The organism is Cupriavidus oxalaticus, assembly GCF_016894385.1.
In the GTDB taxonomy this organism is placed as follows: Bacteria; Pseudomonadota; Gammaproteobacteria; order Burkholderiales; family Burkholderiaceae; genus Cupriavidus; species Cupriavidus oxalaticus.
Genome location: NZ_CP069812.1, coordinates 1,326,583 through 1,348,432, shown reverse-complemented (window position 1 = coordinate 1,348,432; position 21,850 = coordinate 1,326,583). Strand labels below are relative to the sequence as shown.

The 21,850-nt window shown below is 66.4% G+C and carries 18 protein-coding genes; 7 read left to right on the top strand and 11 right to left on the bottom strand.

Annotation, left to right across the window (positions count from 1 at the left end):
* Positions 1–2 precede the first annotated feature (2 nt).
* Positions 3–728 carry a (Fe-S)-binding protein gene (locus tag JTE92_RS18670; protein ID WP_063238614.1) on the bottom strand — a complete coding sequence of 242 codons (726 nt, stop codon included), beginning with the start codon at positions 726–728 and terminating at the stop codon, positions 3–5.
* Between the two features lie 235 nt (positions 729–963).
* Between JTE92_RS18670 and JTE92_RS18665 the strand changes: the two genes are divergently transcribed.
* From JTE92_RS18665 to JTE92_RS18655, 3 genes are all read left to right on the top strand, one after another.
* Positions 964–1,749, top strand: coding sequence for an IclR family transcriptional regulator (locus tag JTE92_RS18665; RefSeq protein ID WP_029047693.1), 786 nt, complete (start codon positions 964–966; stop codon positions 1,747–1,749).
* Between the two features lie 146 nt (positions 1,750–1,895).
* Positions 1,896–2,633, top strand: a complete 738-nt coding sequence (locus tag JTE92_RS18660; RefSeq protein ID WP_063238613.1) for a FadR/GntR family transcriptional regulator — start codon at positions 1,896–1,898, stop codon at positions 2,631–2,633.
* A gap of 22 nt (positions 2,634–2,655) precedes the next feature.
* The gene (locus tag JTE92_RS18655) at positions 2,656–4,068 is read left to right on the top strand and encodes an FAD-binding oxidoreductase (RefSeq protein ID WP_063238612.1); all 1,413 of its coding nucleotides are present in this window, start codon (positions 2,656–2,658) and stop codon (positions 4,066–4,068) included.
* Positions 4,069–4,128: 60 nt separating this feature from the next.
* On the opposite strand, the gene pbpG is transcribed toward JTE92_RS18655, so the two are convergent.
* On the bottom strand, positions 4,129–5,145 hold the full coding sequence (gene pbpG, locus JTE92_RS18650) for a D-alanyl-D-alanine endopeptidase (protein ID WP_239477833.1): 1,017 nt from the start codon (positions 5,143–5,145) through the stop codon (positions 4,129–4,131).
* On the opposite strand from pbpG, the gene JTE92_RS30790 reads away from it, so the two are divergent.
* The gene (locus JTE92_RS30790; protein WP_232353246.1) at positions 5,111–5,374 is read left to right on the top strand and encodes a hypothetical protein; all 264 of its coding nucleotides are present in this window, start codon (positions 5,111–5,113) and stop codon (positions 5,372–5,374) included. The genes pbpG and JTE92_RS30790 overlap by 35 nt on opposite strands.
* Before the next feature lie 220 nt (positions 5,375–5,594).
* Here JTE92_RS30790 and JTE92_RS18645 read toward each other — a convergent pair whose 3' ends face one another.
* The 4 genes from JTE92_RS18645 to JTE92_RS18630 all read right to left on the bottom strand — a co-directional run bounded on the left by JTE92_RS18645 (position 5,595) and on the right by JTE92_RS18630 (position 8,721).
* A complete protein-coding gene (locus JTE92_RS18645) occupies positions 5,595–6,308 on the bottom strand; it encodes a nitroreductase (RefSeq protein WP_063238718.1) in 714 nt (237 codons plus the stop codon).
* Between the two features lie 25 nt (positions 6,309–6,333).
* Entirely contained in the window at positions 6,334–6,780 is a 447-nt protein-coding gene (locus tag JTE92_RS18640; protein ID WP_063238611.1) for an acyl-CoA thioesterase, read from the bottom strand.
* Positions 6,781–6,877: 97 nt separating this feature from the next.
* Positions 6,878–7,804: a DMT family transporter gene (locus tag JTE92_RS18635; RefSeq protein WP_063238610.1), complete on the bottom strand. Its 927-nt coding sequence runs from the start codon at positions 7,802–7,804 to the stop codon at positions 6,878–6,880.
* Entirely contained in the window at positions 7,801–8,721 is a 921-nt protein-coding gene (locus JTE92_RS18630; RefSeq protein WP_063238609.1) for a histone deacetylase family protein, read from the bottom strand. Before JTE92_RS18630 ends, JTE92_RS18635 begins: the two co-directional genes overlap by 4 nt.
* Before the next feature lie 359 nt (positions 8,722–9,080).
* Between JTE92_RS18630 and phaP1 the strand changes: the two genes are divergently transcribed.
* On the top strand, positions 9,081–9,659 hold the full coding sequence (gene phaP1 / locus JTE92_RS18625) for a TIGR01841 family phasin PhaP1 (RefSeq protein ID WP_063238608.1): 579 nt from the start codon (positions 9,081–9,083) through the stop codon (positions 9,657–9,659).
* 350 nt (positions 9,660–10,009) lie between these two features.
* On the opposite strand, the gene lpdA is transcribed toward phaP1, so the two are convergent.
* From lpdA to aceE, 4 genes are all read right to left on the bottom strand, one after another.
* A complete protein-coding gene (lpdA, locus tag JTE92_RS18620; RefSeq protein ID WP_063238607.1) occupies positions 10,010–11,794 on the bottom strand; it encodes a dihydrolipoyl dehydrogenase in 1,785 nt (594 codons plus the stop codon).
* A 33-nt stretch (positions 11,795–11,827) separates the two neighbouring features.
* On the bottom strand, positions 11,828–12,457 hold the full coding sequence (locus JTE92_RS18615) for an Ntn hydrolase family protein (protein ID WP_063238606.1): 630 nt from the start codon (positions 12,455–12,457) through the stop codon (positions 11,828–11,830).
* A 57-nt stretch (positions 12,458–12,514) separates the two neighbouring features.
* Positions 12,515–14,197 (bottom strand): dihydrolipoyllysine-residue acetyltransferase, encoded by a 1,683-nt coding sequence (aceF, locus tag JTE92_RS18610; protein WP_063238605.1) that lies wholly within the window; start codon positions 14,195–14,197, stop codon positions 12,515–12,517.
* Between the two features lie 167 nt (positions 14,198–14,364).
* The gene (aceE, locus tag JTE92_RS18605) at positions 14,365–17,052 is read right to left on the bottom strand and encodes a pyruvate dehydrogenase (acetyl-transferring), homodimeric type (RefSeq protein ID WP_063238604.1); all 2,688 of its coding nucleotides are present in this window, start codon (positions 17,050–17,052) and stop codon (positions 14,365–14,367) included.
* Positions 17,053–17,475: 423 nt separating this feature from the next.
* On the opposite strand from aceE, the gene JTE92_RS18600 reads away from it, so the two are divergent.
* Positions 17,476–20,061, top strand: coding sequence for a PAS domain-containing sensor histidine kinase (locus tag JTE92_RS18600; protein ID WP_063238603.1), 2,586 nt, complete (start codon positions 17,476–17,478; stop codon positions 20,059–20,061).
* Between the two features lie 178 nt (positions 20,062–20,239).
* Positions 20,240–20,872, top strand: a complete 633-nt coding sequence (locus JTE92_RS18595) for a response regulator transcription factor (protein WP_063238602.1) — start codon at positions 20,240–20,242, stop codon at positions 20,870–20,872.
* Between the two features lie 72 nt (positions 20,873–20,944).
* On the opposite strand, the gene JTE92_RS18590 is transcribed toward JTE92_RS18595, so the two are convergent.
* Complete coding sequence (locus JTE92_RS18590) at positions 20,945–21,643, bottom strand: hypothetical protein (protein WP_063238601.1); 699 nt, start codon at positions 21,641–21,643, stop codon at positions 20,945–20,947.
* Between the last annotated feature and the right edge of the window lie 207 nt (positions 21,644–21,850).

The following is a 21,850-nucleotide window of genomic DNA, read 5'->3' as shown; positions in this document are numbered from 1 at the left end:
GGTCAGGCGTCGCCGGCCAGCACCTGGGCGATATGCAGCACGCGGGTCTGGCTGTCGCCGGTGCGGCGCAGCCGGCCTTCGATATTGAGCATGCAGCCGAGGTCGCCCAGCACCACCGCATCGGCGCCGCTGGCCTTGATGTTGGCGCACTTCTCGTCGACGATCGCCGTCGAGATATTGCCGTACTTGACCGAGAAGGTGCCGCCGAAGCCGCAGCACGCTTCGCAGTCTTTCATCTCGGTCAGCTGCACGCCGGGCAGGCGCGACAGCAGTTCGCGCGGCTGCTGCTTGACGCCCAGCTCGCGCAGGCCGGAACAGGAATCGTGATAGGTGACGTGGCCGGCAAAGCTGGACGGCAGCGTCTCGACACGCGCCACGTTGACCAGGAACTCGGTCAGCTCGTACACCCGTTCCCGCAGGCGCGCATAGCGGCCGTTCAGCTCCGGATCGTCGCGCAGCAGGTCGCCGTAGTGGTGGCGGATCATGCCGCCGCAGCTTCCCGACGGGACCACGATGTAGTCGAACATCTCGAACTCGCGCAGGAATTTCTCCGCGAGATCCCGCGACACGGCGCGCTCGCCCGAGTTGTACGCCGGCTGGCCGCAGCAGGTCTGCGCCTCGGGCACCATGACCTCGTAGCCGGCAGCTTCCAGCAGCTTCAGCACCGAAAACCCGATCTCCGGACGCATCAGGTCCACCAGGCAGGTGGCGAACAGACCGACTCGCATTGTTGGCTTCTCCAGACCCCAAAACCCCGCAATTATGCGCGCCTTGGGCCGCGCGTGGCGCACAAACGGTTCATTGCCGGCACGAATTCGGTGCAAATCCCATCACTTTACCGGGTGACATCACGACAGGATTCTTACGGTAATGTCATTTCACCTATTGAAATTTTCACGATGCGAGATAGAATCAGGCAGACACGCAAAAATGCCGCAAAGCAACATTTCTCCTCTTTCCAACATGTCCGAAGCAGACAAGTCACCCGGCAAGACGTCCATCCAGGTCATCGAGCGCATGATGACCCTGCTGGACGCCCTCGCCCAGCACGCCGACCCGGTCAGCCTCAAAGAGCTGTCACTGGCCACGGGCCTGCACCCCTCCACCGCCCACCGCATCCTTAACGACATGGTGGCCTGCCGTTTCGTCGATCGCTCCGATCCGGGCAGCTACCGGCTTGGCATGCGCCTGCTGGAACTGGGCAACCTGGTCAAGGCGCGCCTGTCGGTGCGCGACGCGGCGCTGGCGCCGATGCGCGCGCTGCACCGCGTGACCGGGCAGACGGTCAACCTGTCGGTACGGCAGGGCGACGAGATCGTGTATATCGAGCGCGCCTACAGCGAGCGCTCCGGCATGCAGGTGGTGCGCGCCATCGGCGGACGCGCGCCGCTGCACCTGACCTCGGTCGGCAAGCTGTTCCTGGCCGCGGACGAATCGGCGCGCGTGCGCAACTACGCCACCCGCACCGGGCTGGCCGGGCATACGCGGACCTCGATCACCGACCTGACCAAGCTGGAGCGCGAGCTGAACTGGGTCCGCACCAACGGCTATGCCCGCGACAATGAAGAACTGGAACTGGGCGTGCGCTGCATTGCCGCCGGCATCTACGACGACTCGCGCCGGCTGGTGGCGGGCCTGTCGCTGTCGGCCCCGGCTGACCGGCTGCAGGACAGCTGGCTGCAGAACCTGAAGGAAACCGCGCTGCAGATCTCGCGCGGCATGGGCTACGTGTCCGAAGCGGCGGCCTGAGCGCCGGCCTTCGTTCCTCAGCGCCTCGACGCGCGGGCCGCCACCGATGGCGCCCCGCGCGTTCTTGCATCCGGTGCCGGACATATCAAGATCCCAACGTTTACCCTTAGTTTTCAGATAACCAGCAAACCTTATAATCGACGGCCATGCGAACCCGTGCCGTCACCCTCACCGAACAGGTCACCCGCCAGCTGCGCGCCGACATCGAAAGCGGCGCGTACCCGGTCGGCACCCGGCTGCCGACCGGCAAGCAGCTCTCGGAGCAATACGGCGTCAGCGCCGCGGTGATCCGCGAAGTCACGGAGCACCTGCGCTCGCAGGGTTTTGTCGAGACGCGCCAGGGTGTCGGCTGCACGGTGCGCTCGCGCACCGGCGCGGCGGGATTCCAGCTGCCGCGCGAGCCCGATATCGACGCCGCCGGGCTGGCGGACCTGTACGACCTGCGCATCGACCTGGAAGGCGCCGCGGCCGCGCTGGCGGCGGTGCGCCGCACCGATGACGACGTCGCCGCGCTGGTGGCGCTGCTGGAGCGGCTGCACGCCCACCTCTACGACGGGCAGCCGGCAGCCGATATCGACGCGGCCTTCCATATCGGCATCGCCGCGGCGACACATAACCCGTACTACCGCCAGCTGCTGCAATACCTGAACCTGCAGCTGCACCAGGCGGTCGCCACCGCGCGCGCCAACACGCTGCGCCAGCCGGGGCTGGCCGAAGGCGTGCAGGCCGAGCATGAAGCCATCGTCGACGCGATCCGCCGCGGCGACGCGGACGCAGCCCGGACCGCCGCGGTCACCCATCTGCAGAACGCGGCGCGGCGTCTTGGCCTGACGCTGCGCGCGCGCGCCGCCAGCCCTTCCCCCGCACAGTCCTCACAGTCCTGAGACCACGGAAACACGGAACATCATGCAAACCGCTCAACTCGCACAACGCCTCACCGAAGCGCTCGGCACCGACACTGTCCTGACCAACCCCGACGACATCGCACCGTGGCTGTCCGACTGGCGCGGCATCTATCGCGGCCAGGCGCAGGCCGTGGTGCGCCCGCGTACCGTGGATCAGGTCTCGCGCGCACTGGCGCTGTGCCAGCTGGCGGCGGTGCCGGTGGTACCGCGCGGCGGCAATACCGGACTGTGCGGCGGCGCCACGCCCGACGCGCAGGCCGGCAACGTGGTGCTGAGCCTGGACCGCATGAACACGGTGCGTTCGCTCGACACCATCGCCAATACCATGGTGGCCGAAGCCGGCTGCATCCTCGGCAACCTGCGCCGCGCCGCACAAGAGGCCAACCGGCTGCTGCCCCTTTCGCTGGCGGCCGAGGATTCGTGCCAGATCGGCGGCAACCTTGCCACCAATGCCGGCGGCGTCAACGTGGTGCGCTATGGCATGACGCGCGAGCTGGTACTGGGCGTGGAAGCCGTGCTGCCCAACGGCGAGGTGTTCAACGGCTTGCGCACGCTGCGCAAGGACAACACCGGCTATGACCTGAAGCAGTTGCTGATCGGCTCGGAAGGCACGCTGGGCGTGATCACGGCGGCAGCGTTGCGGCTGTTCCCGCGCACCGATACGCGCAGCGTGGTGCTGGCGGCAGTCGCCTCGCCGGCGCAGTCGCTGGAGCTGTATGAACTGCTGTTCGCGCAGTGCGGCGCGCGCCTGCAGGCGTTCGAGTTCTTTACCGGCGCTTGCCTGGACCTGGTGCTGACGCACGCGGAAGGCGTGCAGGAACCGTTCGCACAGCGCTACCCGGCCTATGTGCTGGTGGAACTGGCGGACACCACGGATGAAGATGCGCTCAACGCACTGCTGGAGCGCGTGATCGGCGAAGCGCTGGAGCGCGAGCTGTGCCTCGACGCGGCGGTCTCGGCATCGCTGGCGCAGCTGCAGGCGATGTGGAAACTGCGCGAGGAGATCTCCGAAGCCCAGCGCGCCGATGGCCCGCACCTGAAACACGACGTGTCGCTGCCGATCGAGCAGATCCCGGCGTTCATGACGTCAATGGAAAGCAGGCTGCGCGCGCTCGATCCGGCGATCCGGCCTTTTGTCTTCGGCCACTTCGGCGATGGCAACCTGCACTACAACCTGTCGCGCCCGGCCGGCGCCTCCAGGGACTGGGCAGCGGCCCGGGGCGATGCGGTGACTGACGCGGTGCTGGATGAAGTGATGCGCTACGGCGGCAGCATCAGCGCCGAACACGGCATCGGCCAGCTCAAGCGCCATGCCTTCCTGGCAGTCAAGGATCCGCTGGAGTTGCGCCTGATGCGAGAGATCAAGGCTGTGTTCGATCCGGCCGGGATCATGAACCCCGGCAAGCTGCTCTGAGCGCTGGCGGTTGGCAAAAAAACGCGCCGGATCCGGCGCGTTTTTTTTGCAAGTCAGCGCTCAGGTGCCCCGCGCCTGCTGCGAAGCCAGGATCGCGTGCGCGCCGCCCGGACGCTGCGTCAGGTTAGGCGACGAGGGAAAGCCGTGCGGCTGCGACGGCGAATGCTCGAGCCAGTCCTTGACGCGGTTGGCATCGGCAAAGCGCGACAGCTTGCCCGCCGAATCCAGGAACACCATCACTACGTTGCGGCCCTGCACGCGCGCCTGCATCACCAGGCACTGACCAGCCTCGGAGATAAAGCCGGTCTTCTGCAGGCCGATGTCCCAGTTGCCGCCGCGCACCAGGCGATTGGTGCTGACATAGTGCTGCGTGCGGCCCAGCACGTTGACTTCATGCTCGGTCTGGGTCGAGAACTCGCGGATGGTCGGATTGCGGTACGCGGCATTGACCATGCGCACCAGGTCCATCGCGCTCGACACGTTGCTGCTCGACAGGCCGCTCGAGTCGACGAAGTGGCTGTCGTTCATGCCCAGCTCGCGCGCCTTGCGGTTCATCGCCTGCACGAAAGACGGCAGCCCGCCCGGATAATGGCGGCCCAGCGCCGAGGCGGCGCGGTTCTCGGACGACATCAGCGCCAGCAGCAGCAGTTCCTGGCGCGTCAGCTGCGTACCAAAGCGCAGGCGCGAGCTGCTGTGCTTCTCGGTGTCGCGGTCTTCCTCGCTGATGGTCAGCATCTCGTCCATCGGCAGGCGCGCGTCCATCACCACCAGTGCGGTCATCAGCTTGGTGATCGAGGCGATCGGCAGCACCGCGGAGGCGTTCTTCTGGAACAGCACCTCGTTGGAGCCCTGGTCCATCACCAGCGCCACGCTGGAGCGCAGCGCGAGCGCGTCTTCGGTGTCGCGCAGCCCCATCGCCTCGCCCAGCGACGGCTTGGCGGGCGTGAACGCGGCGCGCACCGGCGCCGCCCGATGGGCAGCCACGGCCTGGCGCTTGCCGTTTTTCAGCACGATCACCTTGCGGCCGGAACCGGCTTCCTTCTTGGCGACCTTGCTGCTGCGCGATTTCGCGGTCACAGCCTTGGAAGCGGATTTTTTGGTGGCTTTGGCAGTAGTTGCCTGCTTTTTAGACGCTTTTTGCGTGCTTGCAGACTTGCTGGCAGCTTCAGCGACGGGAGCTGCGACCATCGACACCGACACCAGCACCGCGGCGGCAACGGCGGACAGGGGCGTGGAGCCGAAGAATCTGGAAAAAATGGAATCAGACCGAAACATGATTCGTTCAGCGCATCAGGAATGGCGCTAGTGTAGGAAATTAAGAAATTGTTAGCAAGATTAAAGACTTACAGACGCTCCTTAAAGTTCGATTTGCAAACATTTCCACATAGTGGAAAAAGTCGACCACAGGTCACGTTCGCAAACGAACTGCATTCGCTCCGCCTTGCTCACCCCAGCAACAATCGCGGTCAATACAGGAATTCGCTCTCTATATCGGCAGCAATCGTTACACATTGATACAAACCTCTCTATGAGAGGAAACGCGCAAATCCGCTCACCGGCTCCCGTTCGGTGGCAAGGCGATTCTCCGGCGCGTCCGGATCGGCAAACCCCAGCGACATGCCGCACACCACCATCTCCTCCGGCGGCAGCAGCAAATGGCTGGCAATGATCTTGTGGAACTGCGTGAACGCCGCCTGCGGGCAGGTATCCAGCCCGCGCGCCCGCGCGGCGACCATGATGCTTTGCAGGAACATGCCGTAGTCGAGCCAGCTGCCCTGCTCCATGATGCGGTCGATGGTGAAGATCATGCCCACCGGCGCATCGAAGAAACGGAAGTTGCGCGCGTGCTGCTCATGCATGCGCGCCTTGTCCTCGCGGCTGATCTCAAGCAGGCCATACAGGTCCCAGCCCACCTTGCGCCGCCGCGCCAGGTAGGGGTTGGCCCATTCGCGGGGGTAGTACGGGTACTCCTCCAGGTACTTGCTGTCGCGCTCGGGGTCGTCGTAAGCGGCAAGCACATCGGCACACAGCTTTGCCTTGGCTTCGCCCGACAGGACATAGACCCGCCACGGCTGCGTATTGGTGCCGGAGGGCGCGCGGCTGGCGACGGCCAGGATGTCTTCCACGGTCTCGCGCGGCACGGGCGTATCGAGAAAGGCCCGCACCGAACGCCGCGTCAGGATCGCGCGATCCACGCACCCCACTGCGTCCTGCGAACCCGGTTGCATCTCGAGGGACATCTTGTTCGTCTCCATTGCCCCGCCCTCACCCTTGCGCGCCTGCGGCCGCCAGCGGCAGCAGCGCCTCGCGCAGCGGCGCCGGCAGCGGTACCGGCCGGCGCGTGGCGCGATCGACATAGACGTGGATGAAATGCCCCTGCGCGGCGGCAACCTCGTTGTCGCCGCTGAACAGGCCGACCTCATAGCGCACGCTCGACGTGCCGAGCCTGGCAACGCGCAAACCTGCAACCACCGTCTCCGGGAAGCTGAGCGACGAGAAGTAGTTGCACTGCGTCTCGATCACCAGCCCGATGGTCTTGCCCGACTCGAGATCGAGCGCGCCCTGCCGGATCAGGTAGGTATTCACCACGGTGTCAAAATAACTGTAGTAGACAACGTTGTTAACGTGGCCATAGACATCGTTATCCATCCAACGCGTCGTGATCGGCTGGAAGTACGGATAGGCACTGCGCGGCTCGGCTTGTGGTTTCATGGGGCGAGGAAGGAACTGGGCAGGAACGGAAAGTGGAATCGGAGTACGCCAGGGCAACCGCTGACGCGTTCGCAACTGCGACACGAACGCACCAGCGCTACCTGCGGATGACCAGTGCCACGCCTGACGCAGCAAGCACCATGCCGGCGGCGGCGAGCGGCGGAAAGCGTTCGCCGAAGAGCAGCCAGGCCATCACGGCGGTGGTCGGTGGCGTCAGATACATGAGGCTCGACACCCTGGTCGCCGCACCCTGGCGTATCAGCAGGAACAGCAGCGAGATAGCGCCGATCGACAACGCCACCACCGACCACGCCAGCGCGCCGATCATGGCGGCGGTCCATTGCACTGCGCGGGTCTCGAACAGGAACATGAACGGCAGGCAGGCAAGCGCGGCGGCGCCGAACTGGATCACGGATCCCATGCGCAGGTCGAACACCGGGCAGAAGCGCTTCTGGTAGACCGTGCCAACGGTAATGCTGAGCAGCGCACCGGCCGCCAGCGCCAGGCTTGCCGGCGTCAGCGCACTGGTGCCGAGCTTGTTGGCCACCACCAGCGCCACGCCGGCGATGCCCAGCAGCAGGCCCAGCCACTGGCGCCCGCCGATGCGCTCGCCCAGCCGCGTGGCGATCAGCGCGGTCAGGATCGGCTGCATGCCCGCAATCAGCGCCGACACGCCGGCCGGCATGCCAAGCTTGATCGCCGCCCACACGCCGCCGAGGTAGCCGGCCTGCAGCAGCAGGCCGGCCACGGCAAGATGGCCGACCATGCGCCAGTCGGCATGCGCCGTGCCCGCCGCGCGCGGCAATGGCACGCCTGCCAGCAGCACGAACGGCACCATCAGCACCAGCACGCCGGCAAAGCGCAGGAACAGGAATGTCATCGGTTCCGCATACGGCATGCCGTACTTGGCAACGATGAAGCCGGTGCTCCAGATCAGCACGAACAGCCACGGCATCGCCGCCACCCATGCCGTCTGGCGGGTGCCGGCGTCGGCCGTGCGGCCTGGTTCTGCCGCGGCGCTCATGATGCCGCCGCCAGCACGCCGTGGCGGGCATGGTATTGCGCGGCCAGGCGCACGGTCTGCACATGGACCGCGACCGTGTCTTCGATCTGGTTGCCGTAGCCGCCGGCCATCGCCACCGCCACCGGCAGCCCGCGCGCCATGGCGGCATCGAATACCAATTGGTCACGCCGCGCCAGGCCGGCGAAGCTCAGTTTGAGCCGCCCGAGCCGGTCGCCTTCGTGCGGATCGGCGCCGGCCAGGTAGATCAGCAGGTCGGGCGCGAAGCGGCTGAACAGCGTATCCAGCGCCGCCTGCAGCGCACGGGCATAGGTGTCGTCGTCGCAGCCGTCCGTCAGGCCGATGTCGAGATCGCTGGCTTCCTTGCGGAACGGGTAGTTCTTCTCGCCGTGCAGCGACAGCGTGAAGATGGAGGGGTCGCCGTGCAGGATCGACGCCGTGCCGTTGCCCTGGTGCACATCGAGATCGACCACCGCCACGCGGCGCACGTCGCCGTCGCGCTGCAGCACGCGCGCCGCAATGGCAGCATCGTTGAACACGCAGAAGCCGCCCCCCTTGTCGGCATACGCGTGATGCGTGCCGCCGGCGAGGTTCACGGCAACACCTTCGCGCAAGGCCGCCCGGCACGCTTCGATGGTGGCCCCGGCGGAGCGCCGCGAGCGCTCGACCATGGCTTCGGACCACGGGAAGCCGATTTCGCGCTGGCGGGCGGCATCCAGCGTGCCGGCGGAAGCGGCCTGGACGTATTCCGGCGTATGCGCCAGCAGCAGCGCATCGTCGCCGGCGCGCGGCGCCTCGGCCAGGCGCAAGCCAGGAATCTGGGCTGCGACCGTGTCACGCAGCATGCTGTACTTGCGCATCGGGAAACGGTGTCCCGGCGGCAGCGGCAACACGAAATGGTCGGCGTAGAAGGCAAGCATGGATTGGCCTGTGCGGTTCTGTTCACGTCTTGTCGGTATTCGCAGGCGGCGGCCAGCCGTACAGCGAGGCAATCCGCGATGGTAGCACCGCTCATCGCACCTCGCCGCCCTGCCAAAATGGCTGCTGCGGCACAAAACCAGCGCAGCGCCGCAATCTTTTTGTGCGACGCACAAAATGCGCTTGACATTAAACCTGACTCCCCTAGAATTGGAATTGTTGCGGCGCATCAAAGCATCGGGCGCGGCACACCACCACCCACATACGCCTGGGCTGGCCGAAGCGGGACACACCGTCACGGCCTTGACATCTAGGCGGCTTATTTTTGCTTGACCTTGAAGTTCACCACTGGAGACCAGCAATGATCCTGACCCCGGAACAAGTCGCAGCAGCGCAAAAAGCAAACCTGGAAACGCTGTTCGGCCTGACTACCAAGGCATTTGAAGGCGTCGAAAAGCTTGTCGAACTGAACCTGCAGGTCGTGAAGACCACGTTCGCCGAAAACGTGGAAAATGCCAAGAAGGCCCTGTCGGCCAAGGACGCACAGGAACTGCTGGCCCTGCAGGCCGCAGCCGTGCAGCCGGTCGCCGAGAAGACCCTGGCTTACACCCGTCACCTGTACGAAATCGCTTCGGAAACCCAGAGCGAATTCACCAAGGTGGCCGAGGCCCAACTGGCCGAAGGCTCGAAGAACGTGCAGGCGCTGGTCGAGAACTTCGCCAAGAACGCCCCGGCCGGTTCGGAATCGACCGTGGCCATCGTGAAGTCGGCGATCTCGGCTGCCAACAACGCCTACGAGTCGGTGCAGAAGGCGACCAAGCAAGCCGTGGAAATCGCTGAAACGAACTTCCAGGCCGCTGCTTCCGCTGCCACCAAGGCTGCCCAGCAAGCCAGCGCCACGGCCCGTACGGCCACAGCGAAAAAGACTACGGTTGCCTGATAGCTGTTTGTCTTGACGATGGACCGGCTCCGGCCGGTCCGTTGGCAAAGCGCATCGATGCGGCATCCTGCCGGTGCGTTTTGCCAACGATGATGGTGGTGTCCCGACCGAGGATAGCGGCACTGCCTGATCTGCCGATGTCTCCTCGGTACCGCGGTCTCCTTGTCCAAAGGTATCGTTAGTGCCCGGCCTCTGCAGGCCGGGCTTTTTTTCGTCCACATTTCCGCTTGTGGAGTGCCCTGCCCTGCTGGCTCCATTGATGGTTGGGTTTGATTTCCGGCGGTTAATTGCATTATCAAGGCGAAAAAGAACCCGCCCGGAGGCGGGTTCTTGCGCTTGCGGAAGGACGCTCAGCGCTTGCGCGGCGGCGGCACGTCGGTACACGTGCCTTCGTAGATCTCCGCCGCCATGCCGATCGATTCGCCCAGCGTCGGGTGCGGGTGGATGGTCTTGCCGATATCCACCGCATCGGCGCCCATCTCGATCGCCAGGCACACTTCGCTGATCAGGTCGCCGGCATGGGTGCCGACGATACCGCCGCCGATCACGCGATGCGTTTCCTCGTCGAAGATCAGCTTGGTAAAGCCCTCGTCGCGGCCGTTGGCGATGGCGCGGCCCGAAGCGGCCCACGGGAACACACCCTTGCTGTACTTGATGCCCTGCGCCTTGCACTCGTCCTCGGTCAGGCCGGCCCAGGCCACTTCCGGATCGGTAAAGGCCACCGACGGGATCTGCTTGGCATCGAAGAACGCCTTCTCGCCATGCGCGGCTTCCGCGGCCACGTGGGCTTCATGCACCGCCTTGTGCGCCAGCATCGGCTGGCCGACGACGTCGCCGATCGCGAAGATATGCGGCACGTTGGTGCGCATCTGCTTGTCGACGTTGATAAAGCCGCGGTCGGTCACGGCCACGCCCGCCTTCTCGGCGCCGATGCGCTTGCCGTTGGGCGCGCGGCCCACCGACACCAGCACCAGGTCGTAGCGTTGCGCCTCGGCCGGGGCCTGCTCGCCCTCGAACTTGACGTAGATGCCGTCCGGCTTGGCTTCCACCCCGACCGTCTTGGTATTCAGCATGACCTTGCCGAAACGGTCCTTGTTCTTCTTTTCCCAGACCTTGACCAGGTCGCGGTCGGCGCCGCCCATCAGGCCCGGCAGCATTTCGACGACATCGATCTCGGCGCCCAGCGTGCTGTACACCGTGGCCATTTCCAGGCCGATGATGCCGCCGCCGATGACCAGCATCTTGTTGGGCACTTCCGGCAGTTCGAGCGCGCCGGTCGAGTCGACGATGCGCGGGTCTTCCGGGATGAAGGGCAGCTTCACCGCCTGGCTGCCGGCGGCGATGATGGCCTTCTCGAAGCGGATCACGGTCTTCTTGCCGGTGCTGCGCTTGCCCTCGCCCTCGGTCAGCTCGACCTCCATGTGGTGCGGATCGAGGAAGCTGCCGATGCCGCGCACCACCTGCACCTTGCGCGCCTTGGCCATGCCGGCCAGGCCGCCGGTCAGCTTGCCGACCACCTGGTTCTTGTAGTGGCGCAGGCCGTCGAGGTCGATCTTGGCTTCGCCGAACAGGATGCCGTGGGCGGCCAGCGCCTTGGCTTCGTCGATCACGGCGGCGTTGTGCAGCAGCGCCTTGGACGGGATGCAGCCCACGTTCAGGCAGACGCCGCCGAGCGTGCTGTAGCGTTCCACCAGCACGCTGTTCATGCCCAGGTCGGCAGCGCGGAAGGCGGCCGAGTAGCCGCCGGGGCCGGCGCCCAGCACCAGCATGTCGCACTGGATGTCGGCACCGCCGGCATGCGTTGCAGCAGTTGGCGCAGCAGCCGGTGCCGCAGCAGCCGGCGCGGGAGCCGCGGCCGGAGCCGGAGCTTGCGCAGGCGCCGGTGCGGCGGCGGCGGCCTCGGCCTCGACGGTGCAGATCACCGCGCCCTGGCCAACCTTGTCGCCCACCTTGACCTTGACCTCCACCACCTTGCCGGCGGCCGACGACGGCACGTCCATGCTCGCCTTGTCGGACTCCAGCACGATCAGGGACTGTTCCGTCTCGACCGTATCGCCGGCCTTGACCAGTACCTCGATCACTTCCACCGCGTCGAAATCGCCGATATCCGGCACCTTGACTTCGATCACACTCATATTTGCTCCTCAATACGCGCCCGCCTCTCGGCTTCAGGGCGCGCCGTCGTTGTTGGTTGCCGCATCCGCCGCCGGCGCTGCGCCATCGTCTGCATCGTGCAGCCGCACCGTATGGACCTCGATCGGCCCCGATGAGCTTTTGTCGAACTCCACGCCCGCATCGACGCCGATGCGCGCGATCTCGCCCGCATCCAGGTCCGGCCGGTCATACACCGCGTGCATCGCGCCCAGCGCGTAGTTGCGGCCCGAGCCGATGCCCCAGAAGCGGTCGAACGCAAACACCTCGCGGTACGAGTAGACGCCGAAGATGCCGGCCGGATTGGCGATCAGGCACACGATCTGCGACGACTCGTAGGGATCGTCCTCGTCTTCCTTGGTGTTGACGAAGTAGTCCGTCTTCAGCTTCTCGTGCACCTTCAGGAAGGTGCGGAACACGTCGTCGCGCGAGCCCAGCCTGCATTCCTCTCCCAGGCCCGCCAGCAGCGTGCGCATGACCGGGAAGTGCGCGGTCGTCCCGGCCAGCGCGATAAAGCCGTCGCCGACAGGAAAGACCTTCTGGTTGCGCTCATACGCGCGCGACAGCCGCGTATCGCCGAAGGTGACCAGCGCGTCCGCCGCGATCGCCACCTCGGCGCCCTTCTTGACGACAACACAGGTAGTCATGGCTCGCTCCTATCGCTGGCTCGCACACCGGCACTGCCGGTGTGCATTGCGGCCGCCTTACAGCAGGATGCGGCGGAAGTCGGCCAGCAGTTGCGCGAAGTACGTGTTGAAGCGTGCGGCCTCGGCGCCATCGATGACGCGGTGGTCCCACGACAGCGACAGCGGCAGCGTCAGGCGCGGCGCAAATTGCTTGCCGTCCCACACCGGCTTCTGGAACGACTTGCACACGCCCATGATGGCCACTTCCGGCGCGTTGATGATCGGCGTGAAGTACGTGCCGCCCAGGCCGCCCAGCGACGAGATCGAGAAGCAGCCGCCCTGCATCTGGTCAGGCTTGAGCTTGCCGTCGCGCGCCAGCTTGGCCAGCTCGCTCATCTCCTGGCTGATCTCCAGCACGCCCTTCTTGTCGGCGTCCTTGATCACCGGCACGACCAGGCCGTTCGGGGTGTCGGCCGCGAAACCGATGTTGAAGTACTTCTTCAGCACCAGGCGCTGTTCGTCGCCCTGGCCGTCGAGCGAGGCATTGAAGTTCGGGAACTTCTTCAGCGCTGCGACCGTGGCCTTGATCATGAAGGCCAGCATGGTCACCTTGATGCCGGACTTCTCGTTTTCCTTGTTCAGCTGCACGCGGAAGGCTTCCAGCTCGGTGATGTCCGCTTCGTCATGGTTGGTGACATGCGGGATCATGACCCAGTTGCGGTGCAGGTTGGCGCCGGAAATCTTCTTGATGCGCGACAGGGCCTTGCTTTCCACCTCGCCGAAGCGGGTGAAATCGACCTTCGGCCACGGCAGCAGGCCGAGCTCGCCACCGCCGCCGCCAGCCGCGGCGGCCTGGGCCGGCGCAGCGGCCTGGCCGGTCATCACGCCCTTGACGTAGCTCTGCACGTCCTGCTGGGTGATGCGGCCCTTGGGGCCGGTGCCGGCCACGCGCGAGACGTCGACGCCCAGCTCGCGCGCGAACTTGCGCACCGAGGGGCTGGCATGGGCGGCCTTGCCGCTTACGCCAGCGGCGGCCGGCGCGGCGGCAGCCGCTGCTGCCGGAGCCGGGGCCGCCACGGGTGCGGGTGCCGGGGCGGGCGCGCTGGCAGCGGCCGGTGCCGGAGCCGCCGCGGCAGCCGGAGCCGGTGCTGCAGCCGCGCCGGCGCCTTCCAGGATCAGCAGCAGCGTGCCCTCGGACACGTTGTCGCCGACCTTGACCTTGACTTCCTTGACCACGCCGCCTTGCGGCGAGGGCACGTCCATGGTGGCCTTGTCGGACTCCAGCGTCACCAGCGCGTCTTCCGCGTTGATGCTGTCGCCCGGCTTGACGTGGATTTCGATGACCGGCACGGCATCGTAGTCGCCGATATCAGGCACCTTGACTTCGATGGTGCCGCCACCGCTCGCGGCAGCGGCTGCTGCGGGAGCGGCTGCCGGCGCCGGAGCGGGCGCGGGTGCTGCGGCGGCAGGCGCCGGAGCCGGAGCTGCGGCCGCGGCGGGCGGTGCCGCGGAGGCCTCGTTGGCCGCTTCCAGCATCACCAGCACCGAGCCTTCGGACACGTTGTCGCCCACCTTGATGCGGACGTCCTTGACCACGCCGGCCTGCGGCGAGGGCACGTCCATGGTGGCCTTGTCCGATTCCAGCGTCACCAGCGCGTCTTCCGCGTTGATGCTGTCGCCGGGCTTCACATGCACTTCGATGACGGGGACGGCGTCGTAGTCGCCGATATCCGGCACCTTGATTTCAATTGCTTGACTCATTCAGTGTCTCCTGGGCAGGCCGGCGCGCACGACATCCGCAAGCGGCGAGATTACCTTCGCCGCCCGCTTCTGTCACGCCGCCATGCCGCAAGGCGCCAGCCGGCGGTTTGCCGGGGCGCCCGCGGCACGGCGTCGCCGTACTGCGGGGGTGGGTGCAGGCTGCCGGATCAGACCGACATCGGGTTGGGCTTGCTCGGGTCGAGGTTGTACTTCTTGATGGCCTCGGCCACCTTGTCGCGGCTGATGGCGCCCTCGTCGGCCAGCGCCTTGAGCGCGGCCAGCGTGACCCAGTGGCGGTCCACTTCAAAGAAGTGGCGCAGCTTCTCGCGGGTATCCGAGCGGCCGAAGCCGTCGGTGCCCAGCACCACGTAGCGGCGCGGCACGAACGGGCGGATCTGCTCGGCGAAGGCGCGCACGTAGTCGGTCGAGGCGATCACCGGGCCGCGGGCCGACTTCAGCTTCTGCGAGACGAACGACTCGCGCTGCGGCTCCGACGGGTGCAGCAGGTTGTAGCGCTCGGCAGCCTGGCCTTCGCGCGCCAGTTCGGTGAAGCTCGGGCAGCCCCACAGGTCGGACTCGACGCCCCAGTCCTTCTTCAGCAGCTCGGCGGCGGCGACCACCTCGCGGAAGATCGTGCCCGAGCCCAGCAGCTGCACGCGCGGCGCGTTGCTGTTCTCGACGCCCTTGCGGAACTGGTACATGCCCTTGACGATGTCCTGCTCTACGCCAGCCGGCATTTCCGGATGCTCGTAGTTCTCGTTCATCACCGTCAGGTAGTAGTAGACGTCTTCCTGCTCGGCGTACATGCGGCGCAGGCCGTCCTGCATGATCACCGCCAGCTCGTACTGGTAGGTCGGGTCGTACGAGATGCAGTTCGGGATCGCGGCGTGGAACACGTGCGAGTGCCCGTCTTCGTGCTGCAGGCCTTCGCCGTTCAGCGTGGTGCGGCCGGCGGTGCCGCCCAGCAGGAAGCCGCGCGAGCGCATGTCGGCGGCGGCCCAGCACAGGTCGCCGATCCGCTGGATGCCGAACATCGAGTAGTAGATGTAGAACGGAATCATCTGCACGCCGTGCGTCGAGTACGACGTGGCGGCAGCGATCCAGTCGCACATGGCGCCGGCTTCGTTGATGCCTTCCTGCAGCACCTGGCCAGTCTGCGATTCCTTGTAGAACATCAGCTGGTCATGGTCTTCCGGCACGTACTTCTGGCCTTCCTGGTTCCAGATGCCGACCTGGCGGAACAGGCCTTCCATGCCGAAGGTGCGCGACTCGTCCGGCACGATGGGCACCACGTGCTTGCCGATCTGCTTGTCTTTCAGCAGCGTGTTCAGGATACGCACGAAGGCCATGGTGGTGGACACTTCGCGGCCTTCGCCGGTGGCCTTCAGCAGCGCGTCGAACGCGGACAGCTGCGGCACCGGCAGGGCTTCTGCCTTCTGGCGGCGGGCCGGCAGGTAGCCGCCCAGGTTCATGCGCGCCTGGCGCATGTATTCCAGTTCCTTCGAGCCTTCCGGGAAGGTGATGTACGGCACGTCTTCCAGCTGGTCGTCGGCAACGGGCAGGTTGAACTGGTCGCGGAACTTGCGGATCGCGTCCACCGGCATCTTCTTCTGCTGGTGGGCCACGTTCATGGCCTGGCCGGCGTCGCCCATGCCATAGCCCTTGATGGTCTTGGCCAGGATCAGCGTGGGCTGGCCCTTGTGCTCGCTGGCAGCCTTGTAGGCAGCGTAGATCTTGTGCGGGTCGTGGCCACCGCGATTCAGGCGCCAGATGTCGTCATCGGACCAGTCGGCGACCATCGCCTTCAGCTCAGGCGTGTTGAAGAAGTGCTCGCGGACGTAGGCGCCGTCCTTGGCCTTCATGGTCTGGTACTCGCCGTCCACGCAGTCCATCATGCGCTTCATCAGCAGGCCCTTGGTGTCGCGCGCCAGCAGCGCATCCCACTTGCTGCCCCACACCACCTTGATCACGTTCCAGCCGGCACCGCGGAACTCGGATTCCAGTTCCTGGATGATCTTGCCGTTGCCGCGCACCGGGCCGTCCAGGCGCTGCAGGTTGCAGTTGATGACGAAGACCAGGTTGTCGAGCTTCTCGCGGCCGGCCATGCCGATCGCACCCAGCGATTCCGGCTCGTCGGTCTCGCCGTCGCCCAGGAAGGCCCAGACCTTGCGGTCGCCGGCCTTGGCCAGGCCGCGGCTGTCCAGGTACTTCATGAAGCGGGCCTGGTAGATGGCCATGATCGGGCCCAGGCCCATCGACACGGTCGGGAACTGCCAGAAATCCGGCATCAGCCACGGGTGCGGGTACGACGAGATGCCCTTGCCGTCCACTTCCTGGCGGAAGTTGTCGAGCTGGTCCTGGCTCAGGCGGCCCAGCAGGAAGGCGCGCGAATACACGCCCGGCGCCGAGTGGCCCTGCACGAAGACCAGGTCGCCGCCGCTCTGCTCCGAGGGGGCGCGCCAGAAATGGTTGTAGCCGACGTCATACAGCGTGGCCGCCGAGGCAAACGAGGAGATATGGCCGCCGACGTTGGTGTGCTTGTTGGCGCGCAGCACCATCGCCATGGCGTTCCAGCGGGTGTACGAGCGGATGCGGTGCTCGATGTCCTGGTCGCCGGGGATGCGGGCCTGCTGCTCCACCGGGATGGTGTTGATGTACTGCGTCTCGGCGTGGAACGGCTGGGTCACGCCGTTCACGCGCGCGTACTCGATCTGCTTGTCGATCAGGAACGCGGCGCGCGCCGGGCCTTCGGCCGCAAGGACGCCCTGCAGGGCATCCAGCCATTCATGGGTTTCCTGGGGATCGGCGTCGTTGGCGCTGGATGCGCCGAGAATCTGCTCTGGTACGGCGGACATGACTGTCTCCTGGGTGAATTCGTGCTTCCGTGCCTGCGCTTCCGGCGCCGGCTTTGGGGGCTCTACGGGTTGACTCGCACCGTTGCGGGTTCGGCGCTCACGCGTCTTGCATCGGGGCCGCCGCCGGGGAACCTGTTCCGGTTCCTCCGCGCAGCAGGCGCATGGCTACCGCCCGCATTCTTGGGTCGAACCGATTCTATGGAAGCCCATTGGGCAACACAAGTGAAATTTTCAAATTGCGATATCGTTTTTTGCAATGTGAAATAATGTCGCGGCGCACCAAGAACCACGCCATGGCCCCGGCGGGGCCAGACGCAAGGGCGCCCGCGCGGACAGCAACGGCCGGGATTTCATTGGCGCTTTCCCCAAGCGACGCACCGCAATAAACTCGGTACACTGAACGGTCAGCCGTCAATCCCTCCCATGCCGTTTCTCGATCGCTTCCTTTCCCGCCTGCGGGCAGCCATGCTCTCCCCCGATGCCTCGGGCACGGCCAAGGCCGCCGGGGGCGATACCGGCCACCCCCCCTCCACGGCGGCCGGGCTTGGTCCGATCGACACGCTCGGCCCCGACGACGGCGCACCGGTAGCGGCACCGCGCGGCCTGTGGTGGCTGCGCTGGCGCAACCTCGTCGCCACCAGCTGGTTCATGTTCATCCCGCTGGTCGCGATCGTGCTGTTCACCGTGGCGATGGGCGTGATCCTGTGGTCGCTGCATGAAACCGAGCGCCAGCAGCAACGCGATGCGCTGTACCGCGACGCCGCCTGGGCGCAGCAGCGCGTACGCCTGTCGCTGCTCAGCAACCAGGACCAGCTGGCCTCGCTGGCGCGCGACATCGCCGCCGCGCAGCTGGAGCAAGGCGCTTACCGCACCGCCGCCCAGGAAGTCCTGCGCGAGAACCCCGAGATCGTCTTTGTCAACTGGCTCGACGCCACCAAGCGCGGGCGCTGGTCGCTGCCGTCGACGTCCGAGTTCGCCAGCCGCCTGCGCGAAAACCAGGACCAGCCGCTCGAGCCGGAAGTGCTCGACACCTTCGACGCGGCGCGCGAAACCCAGCGTGTGGTCTACTCGCGCCCGCTGGTCAACGACCGCGGCGACAGCTTCATGCTGATGCAGGTGCCGATCGTGCGCGACAACGAGTTCCTCGGCACGCTCGGCGCGCTCTACTCGATCAACGGCATCCTCACGCACCTGCTGCCGCCGGAGCTGACCGAGCGCTACCGCTTCTCGCTGATCGACAAGAACAACCAGACCCGCGCCAGCACCTCGCTGCGGCCGGTGCCGGGCAACGCGCTGTCGTACGAGGTGCTGCTCGATCCGCCGGGCCACTCGCTGTCGCTGCGCGCCGACGCCTACCCGCCGCCGTCGAACCTGCCCAACAACATGCTGCTGTGGCTGGTGGTGGGCCTGTCCTGCTTCCTGCTGTGGAGCCTGTGGAGCATGTGGCGCCACACCAGCCGCCGCTCCGAGGCGCAGCGCGCGCTGCTGGCCGAGACCTCGTTCCGCCGCGCGATGGAAAACTCGATGCTGATCGGCCTGCGCGCGCTCGACCTGAACGGCCGCATCACCTACGTCAACCCCGCCTTCTGCCGCATGACCGGCTGGCAGGAGAACGACCTGGTCGGCCGCCTGCCGCCCTTCCCCTACTGGCCGCCGAACGACCAGCAGGAGATGCAGAAGCAGATCGACCTGACGCTGCAGGGCAAGTCGCCCGCCGGCGGCTACGAGATGCGCACGATGCGCCGCGACGGCAGCAGTTTCTACGCGCGCATGTACGTGTCGCCGCTGGTCGACAGCCGCGGCCGCCATACCGGCTGGATGAGCTCGATGACGGACATCACCGAGCCCAAGCGCGCGCGCGAGGAACTGGCCGCCGCGCACGACCGCTTCACCACGGTGCTGGAGAGCCTGGACGCGGCGGTGTCGGTGCTCGCCACCGACAAGGCCGAGCTGCTGTTCGCCAACCGCTACTACCGCCAGCTGTTCGGCTGGGAGGCCGAGGGCCACCTCAAGCTCGCCGGCGACGATCTCGACAAGGAACAGGTGTCGGGCGACAACACCGATTACGTCGACGCCTACGCCGGCCTGCCCGCTTCCGAGCTGATGCCCTACGCGTCGGACGCGCGCGAGGTGTTCGTGCCCGACATGCAGAAATGGTTCGAAGTGCGCCGCCGCTATATCCAGTGGGTCGACGGCCACCTGGCGCAGATGCAGATCGCCACCGACATCACCGTGCGCAAGGCCGCCGAGGAAATGGCGCGCCAGCATGAAGAACGCCTGCAGTTCACCAGCCGCCTGACCACCATGGGCGAGATGGCGTCGTCGCTGGCGCATGAGCTGAACCAGCCGCTGGCCGCGATCAACAATTACTGCATGGGCGCCGTGGCGCGGCTGCATTCGGGCCGCAGCACGCCGGAGGACCTGATCCCGGTGCTGGAGAAGACTTCCGCGCAGGCCGTGCGCGCGGGCACCATCATCAGCCGCATCCGCGGCTTCGTGAAGCGCAGCCAGCCGCAACGGCGCGAGGCGTCGCTGCACGATATCGTCGCGGATGCCGTGGGCCTGGCCGACCTGGAGGCGACCCGGCGCCGCGTCACCATCCTGACCCGGCTGCCGGCGCCGCCGATGGCCATCTATGTCGACCCGGTGCTGATCGAGCAGGTGCTGGTGAACCTGCTCAAGAACGCGGTCGAAGCCATGGCCGGCCTGCCGGCGTTGCGCGCCGGCGGCGTGGTGCGCCTGCATGCGCGCGTGGAGCCGGGCGAGATCGGCGACAACGTCCATATCGACGTCATCGACCAGGGCCCGGGTGTCGACGAAGCCACCAAGGAGCGCCTGTTCGAGCCCTTCTTCAGCACCAAGTCCGACGGCATGGGCATGGGGCTGAATATCTGCCGCTCGATCATCGAGTCGCACCAGGGCCGGCTGTGGGTGGAGAACAATGTCGACGGCATTGGCTGCACCTTCAAGATCATGCTGCCACTGCATCCGGTGGTGGCCGAGCAATAACCCTGCGCCTTCGACCTGCGCCTTCGACCTGCGCATTCGACCGCCGTCCGATTCGTTCCGGACACCCCCGGCAGGCCGGTGCCACCCCCCCCTTGCGCCTGTGGGGGGGCCGCCTCGCCACAGAGGCCCCGGGGCGGTTACACTTCGCAGCAATGAATAGTTGTCCCGAGGAGACTACATGACCGCAACGCCAAACCCCACGCCCCACCGCGGCGAGACCGTGTTCATCGTCGACGACGATGAAGCCATGCGCGACTCGCTGACCTGGTTGCTGGAGGGCAATGGCTACCAGGTTCGCAGCTTTACCAGCGCCGAGCAGTTCCTCGCCGCCTACGACGCCAGCCAGGTGTCCTGCCTGATCCTCGACGTGCGCATGCCCGGCATGAGCGGCCCGGAACTGCAGGAGCGGATGATCGCCGAGAACATCCATATCCCGATCGTCTTCATTACCGGCCACGGCGACGTGCCGATGGCGGTCACGACGATGAAGCGCGGCGCCATCGACTTCATCGAGAAGCCGTTCGACGAGTCCGAACTGCGCGCGCTGGTCGAGCGCATGCTGCAGAAGGCCCGCACCGACCATTCCGCAGCGCGCGAGCAGCGCGCGGCCAAGGACTTGCTGGGCAAGCTGACCACGCGCGAGCAGCAGGTGCTGGAGCGCATCGTGGCTGGCCGGCTGAACAAGCAGATCGCCGATGACCTGGGCATTTCCATCAAGACGGTGGAGGCGCACCGCGCCAACATCATGGAAAAGCTCAACGTCAACACGGTGGCAGACCTGTTGCGCCTGGCGCTGTCGCGCAACAGCTGAACGCGGCCAGGGTTGCCACCCGCTACCGTCGTTCCCGCGCAGGCGGGAACGACGGTGAGCCGATCGATCGGATCAGCCCGAACCTTCCCCTTGATTCCCCAGGTATTCCTCGTCCCGGAAGGTGGCCACCCATTGCGGACGGTAGATCACAAAGATTGCCACCAGCATGCCGGTCAGGAACGCCTCGCCAAACGCCAGGATCAGCGTTGCCGCCAGCGTATCGGCCAAGGTGAACGGCAGTCCCGGCGCCATCACGTGCCGCCATGCCGCCTGCGCCGCGCTGGCGCCCAGCGCCGCCAGCCCTGCCGTGAAATAGCCGTGCCCCAGGATAAAGACGAACGGATGGCGCGGCAGCCAGCGCCGCAGCAGCGCCTGCAGGCCGGCCGAGATCAGCGCCGGCACCAGCGCCAGCCAGGTATAGCGCACCCATAGCGAAGGCCAGTCGAACAGCGCCCAGCTGTGCCCGGCCAGGAATTCGAGCCCGAACAGCGACACCAGGTCCACCACGAACAGCGACAGCAGCGCCAGCGGCAGCCCGAACAACGTCACCATCAGCGTCGCGCCCAGCAGCTGGATCACCAGGCCGCCGACCAGCGTGGCGCGCACCGTCCACAGCAGCGCCACCAGCACCATCGCGCCCAGCCATGCGTGCTGCAGCGCGTCGCGCTGCAGCAGCCGCCACGGCCGGCGTGTCAGCGCCCACAACAGCCCGGCGAGCGATACGACGATCAGCAGCGGGTCGGACAACAGGGACGGGAGCGCGGTGTGCATGCGGCCGATGCTACCAGCCCTGCCCCCGGACAACCGTTGCCTCCGGTCAAGCTGCGCGCGCCAGGCCGCACTGACCCTTTATAATTCGCCTTTGATCCGCATGCCCGCATGCCGGGCACACGCCACCCGCGGCCAAGGCAGCCGCCGGATGCGCCCGCGAATTCGAACAAGCCGCACAAACCGCACAAACCCGCCCAAACCGGTCCT

Bases quoted from the DNA above. Each gene is read 5' to 3' on its own strand.
- aceF (WP_063238605.1), bottom strand. From the start codon at position 14,197: ATGAGTCAAGCAATTGAAATCAAGGTGCCGGATATCGGCGACTACGAC.
- JTE92_RS18670 (WP_063238614.1), bottom strand. From the start codon at position 728: ATGCGAGTCGGTCTGTTCGCCACCTGCCTGGTGGACCTGATGCGTCCG.
- JTE92_RS18630 (WP_063238609.1), bottom strand. From the start codon at position 8,721: ATGCTTGCCTTCTACGCCGACCATTTCGTGTTGCCGCTGCCGCCGGGA.
- JTE92_RS18640 (WP_063238611.1), bottom strand. From the start codon at position 6,780: ATGAAACCACAAGCCGAGCCGCGCAGTGCCTATCCGTACTTCCAGCCG.
- lpdA (WP_063238607.1), bottom strand. From the start codon at position 11,794: ATGAGTGTGATCGAAGTCAAGGTGCCGGATATCGGCGATTTCGACGCG.
- JTE92_RS18595 (WP_063238602.1), top strand. From the start codon at position 20,240: ATGACCGCAACGCCAAACCCCACGCCCCACCGCGGCGAGACCGTGTTC.
- JTE92_RS18665 (WP_029047693.1), top strand. From the start codon at position 964: ATGTCCGAAGCAGACAAGTCACCCGGCAAGACGTCCATCCAGGTCATC.
- aceE (WP_063238604.1), bottom strand. From the start codon at position 17,052: ATGTCCGCCGTACCAGAGCAGATTCTCGGCGCATCCAGCGCCAACGAC.
- JTE92_RS18645 (WP_063238718.1), bottom strand. From the start codon at position 6,308: ATGTCCCTCGAGATGCAACCGGGTTCGCAGGACGCAGTGGGGTGCGTG.
- JTE92_RS18635 (WP_063238610.1), bottom strand. From the start codon at position 7,804: ATGAGCGCCGCGGCAGAACCAGGCCGCACGGCCGACGCCGGCACCCGC.
- JTE92_RS18655 (WP_063238612.1), top strand. From the start codon at position 2,656: ATGCAAACCGCTCAACTCGCACAACGCCTCACCGAAGCGCTCGGCACC.
- JTE92_RS18615 (WP_063238606.1), bottom strand. From the start codon at position 12,457: ATGACTACCTGTGTTGTCGTCAAGAAGGGCGCCGAGGTGGCGATCGCG.
- JTE92_RS18600 (WP_063238603.1), top strand. From the start codon at position 17,476: ATGCCGTTTCTCGATCGCTTCCTTTCCCGCCTGCGGGCAGCCATGCTC.
- JTE92_RS18590 (WP_063238601.1), bottom strand. From the start codon at position 21,643: ATGCACACCGCGCTCCCGTCCCTGTTGTCCGACCCGCTGCTGATCGTC.
- phaP1 (WP_063238608.1), top strand. From the start codon at position 9,081: ATGATCCTGACCCCGGAACAAGTCGCAGCAGCGCAAAAAGCAAACCTG.
- JTE92_RS18660 (WP_063238613.1), top strand. From the start codon at position 1,896: ATGCGAACCCGTGCCGTCACCCTCACCGAACAGGTCACCCGCCAGCTG.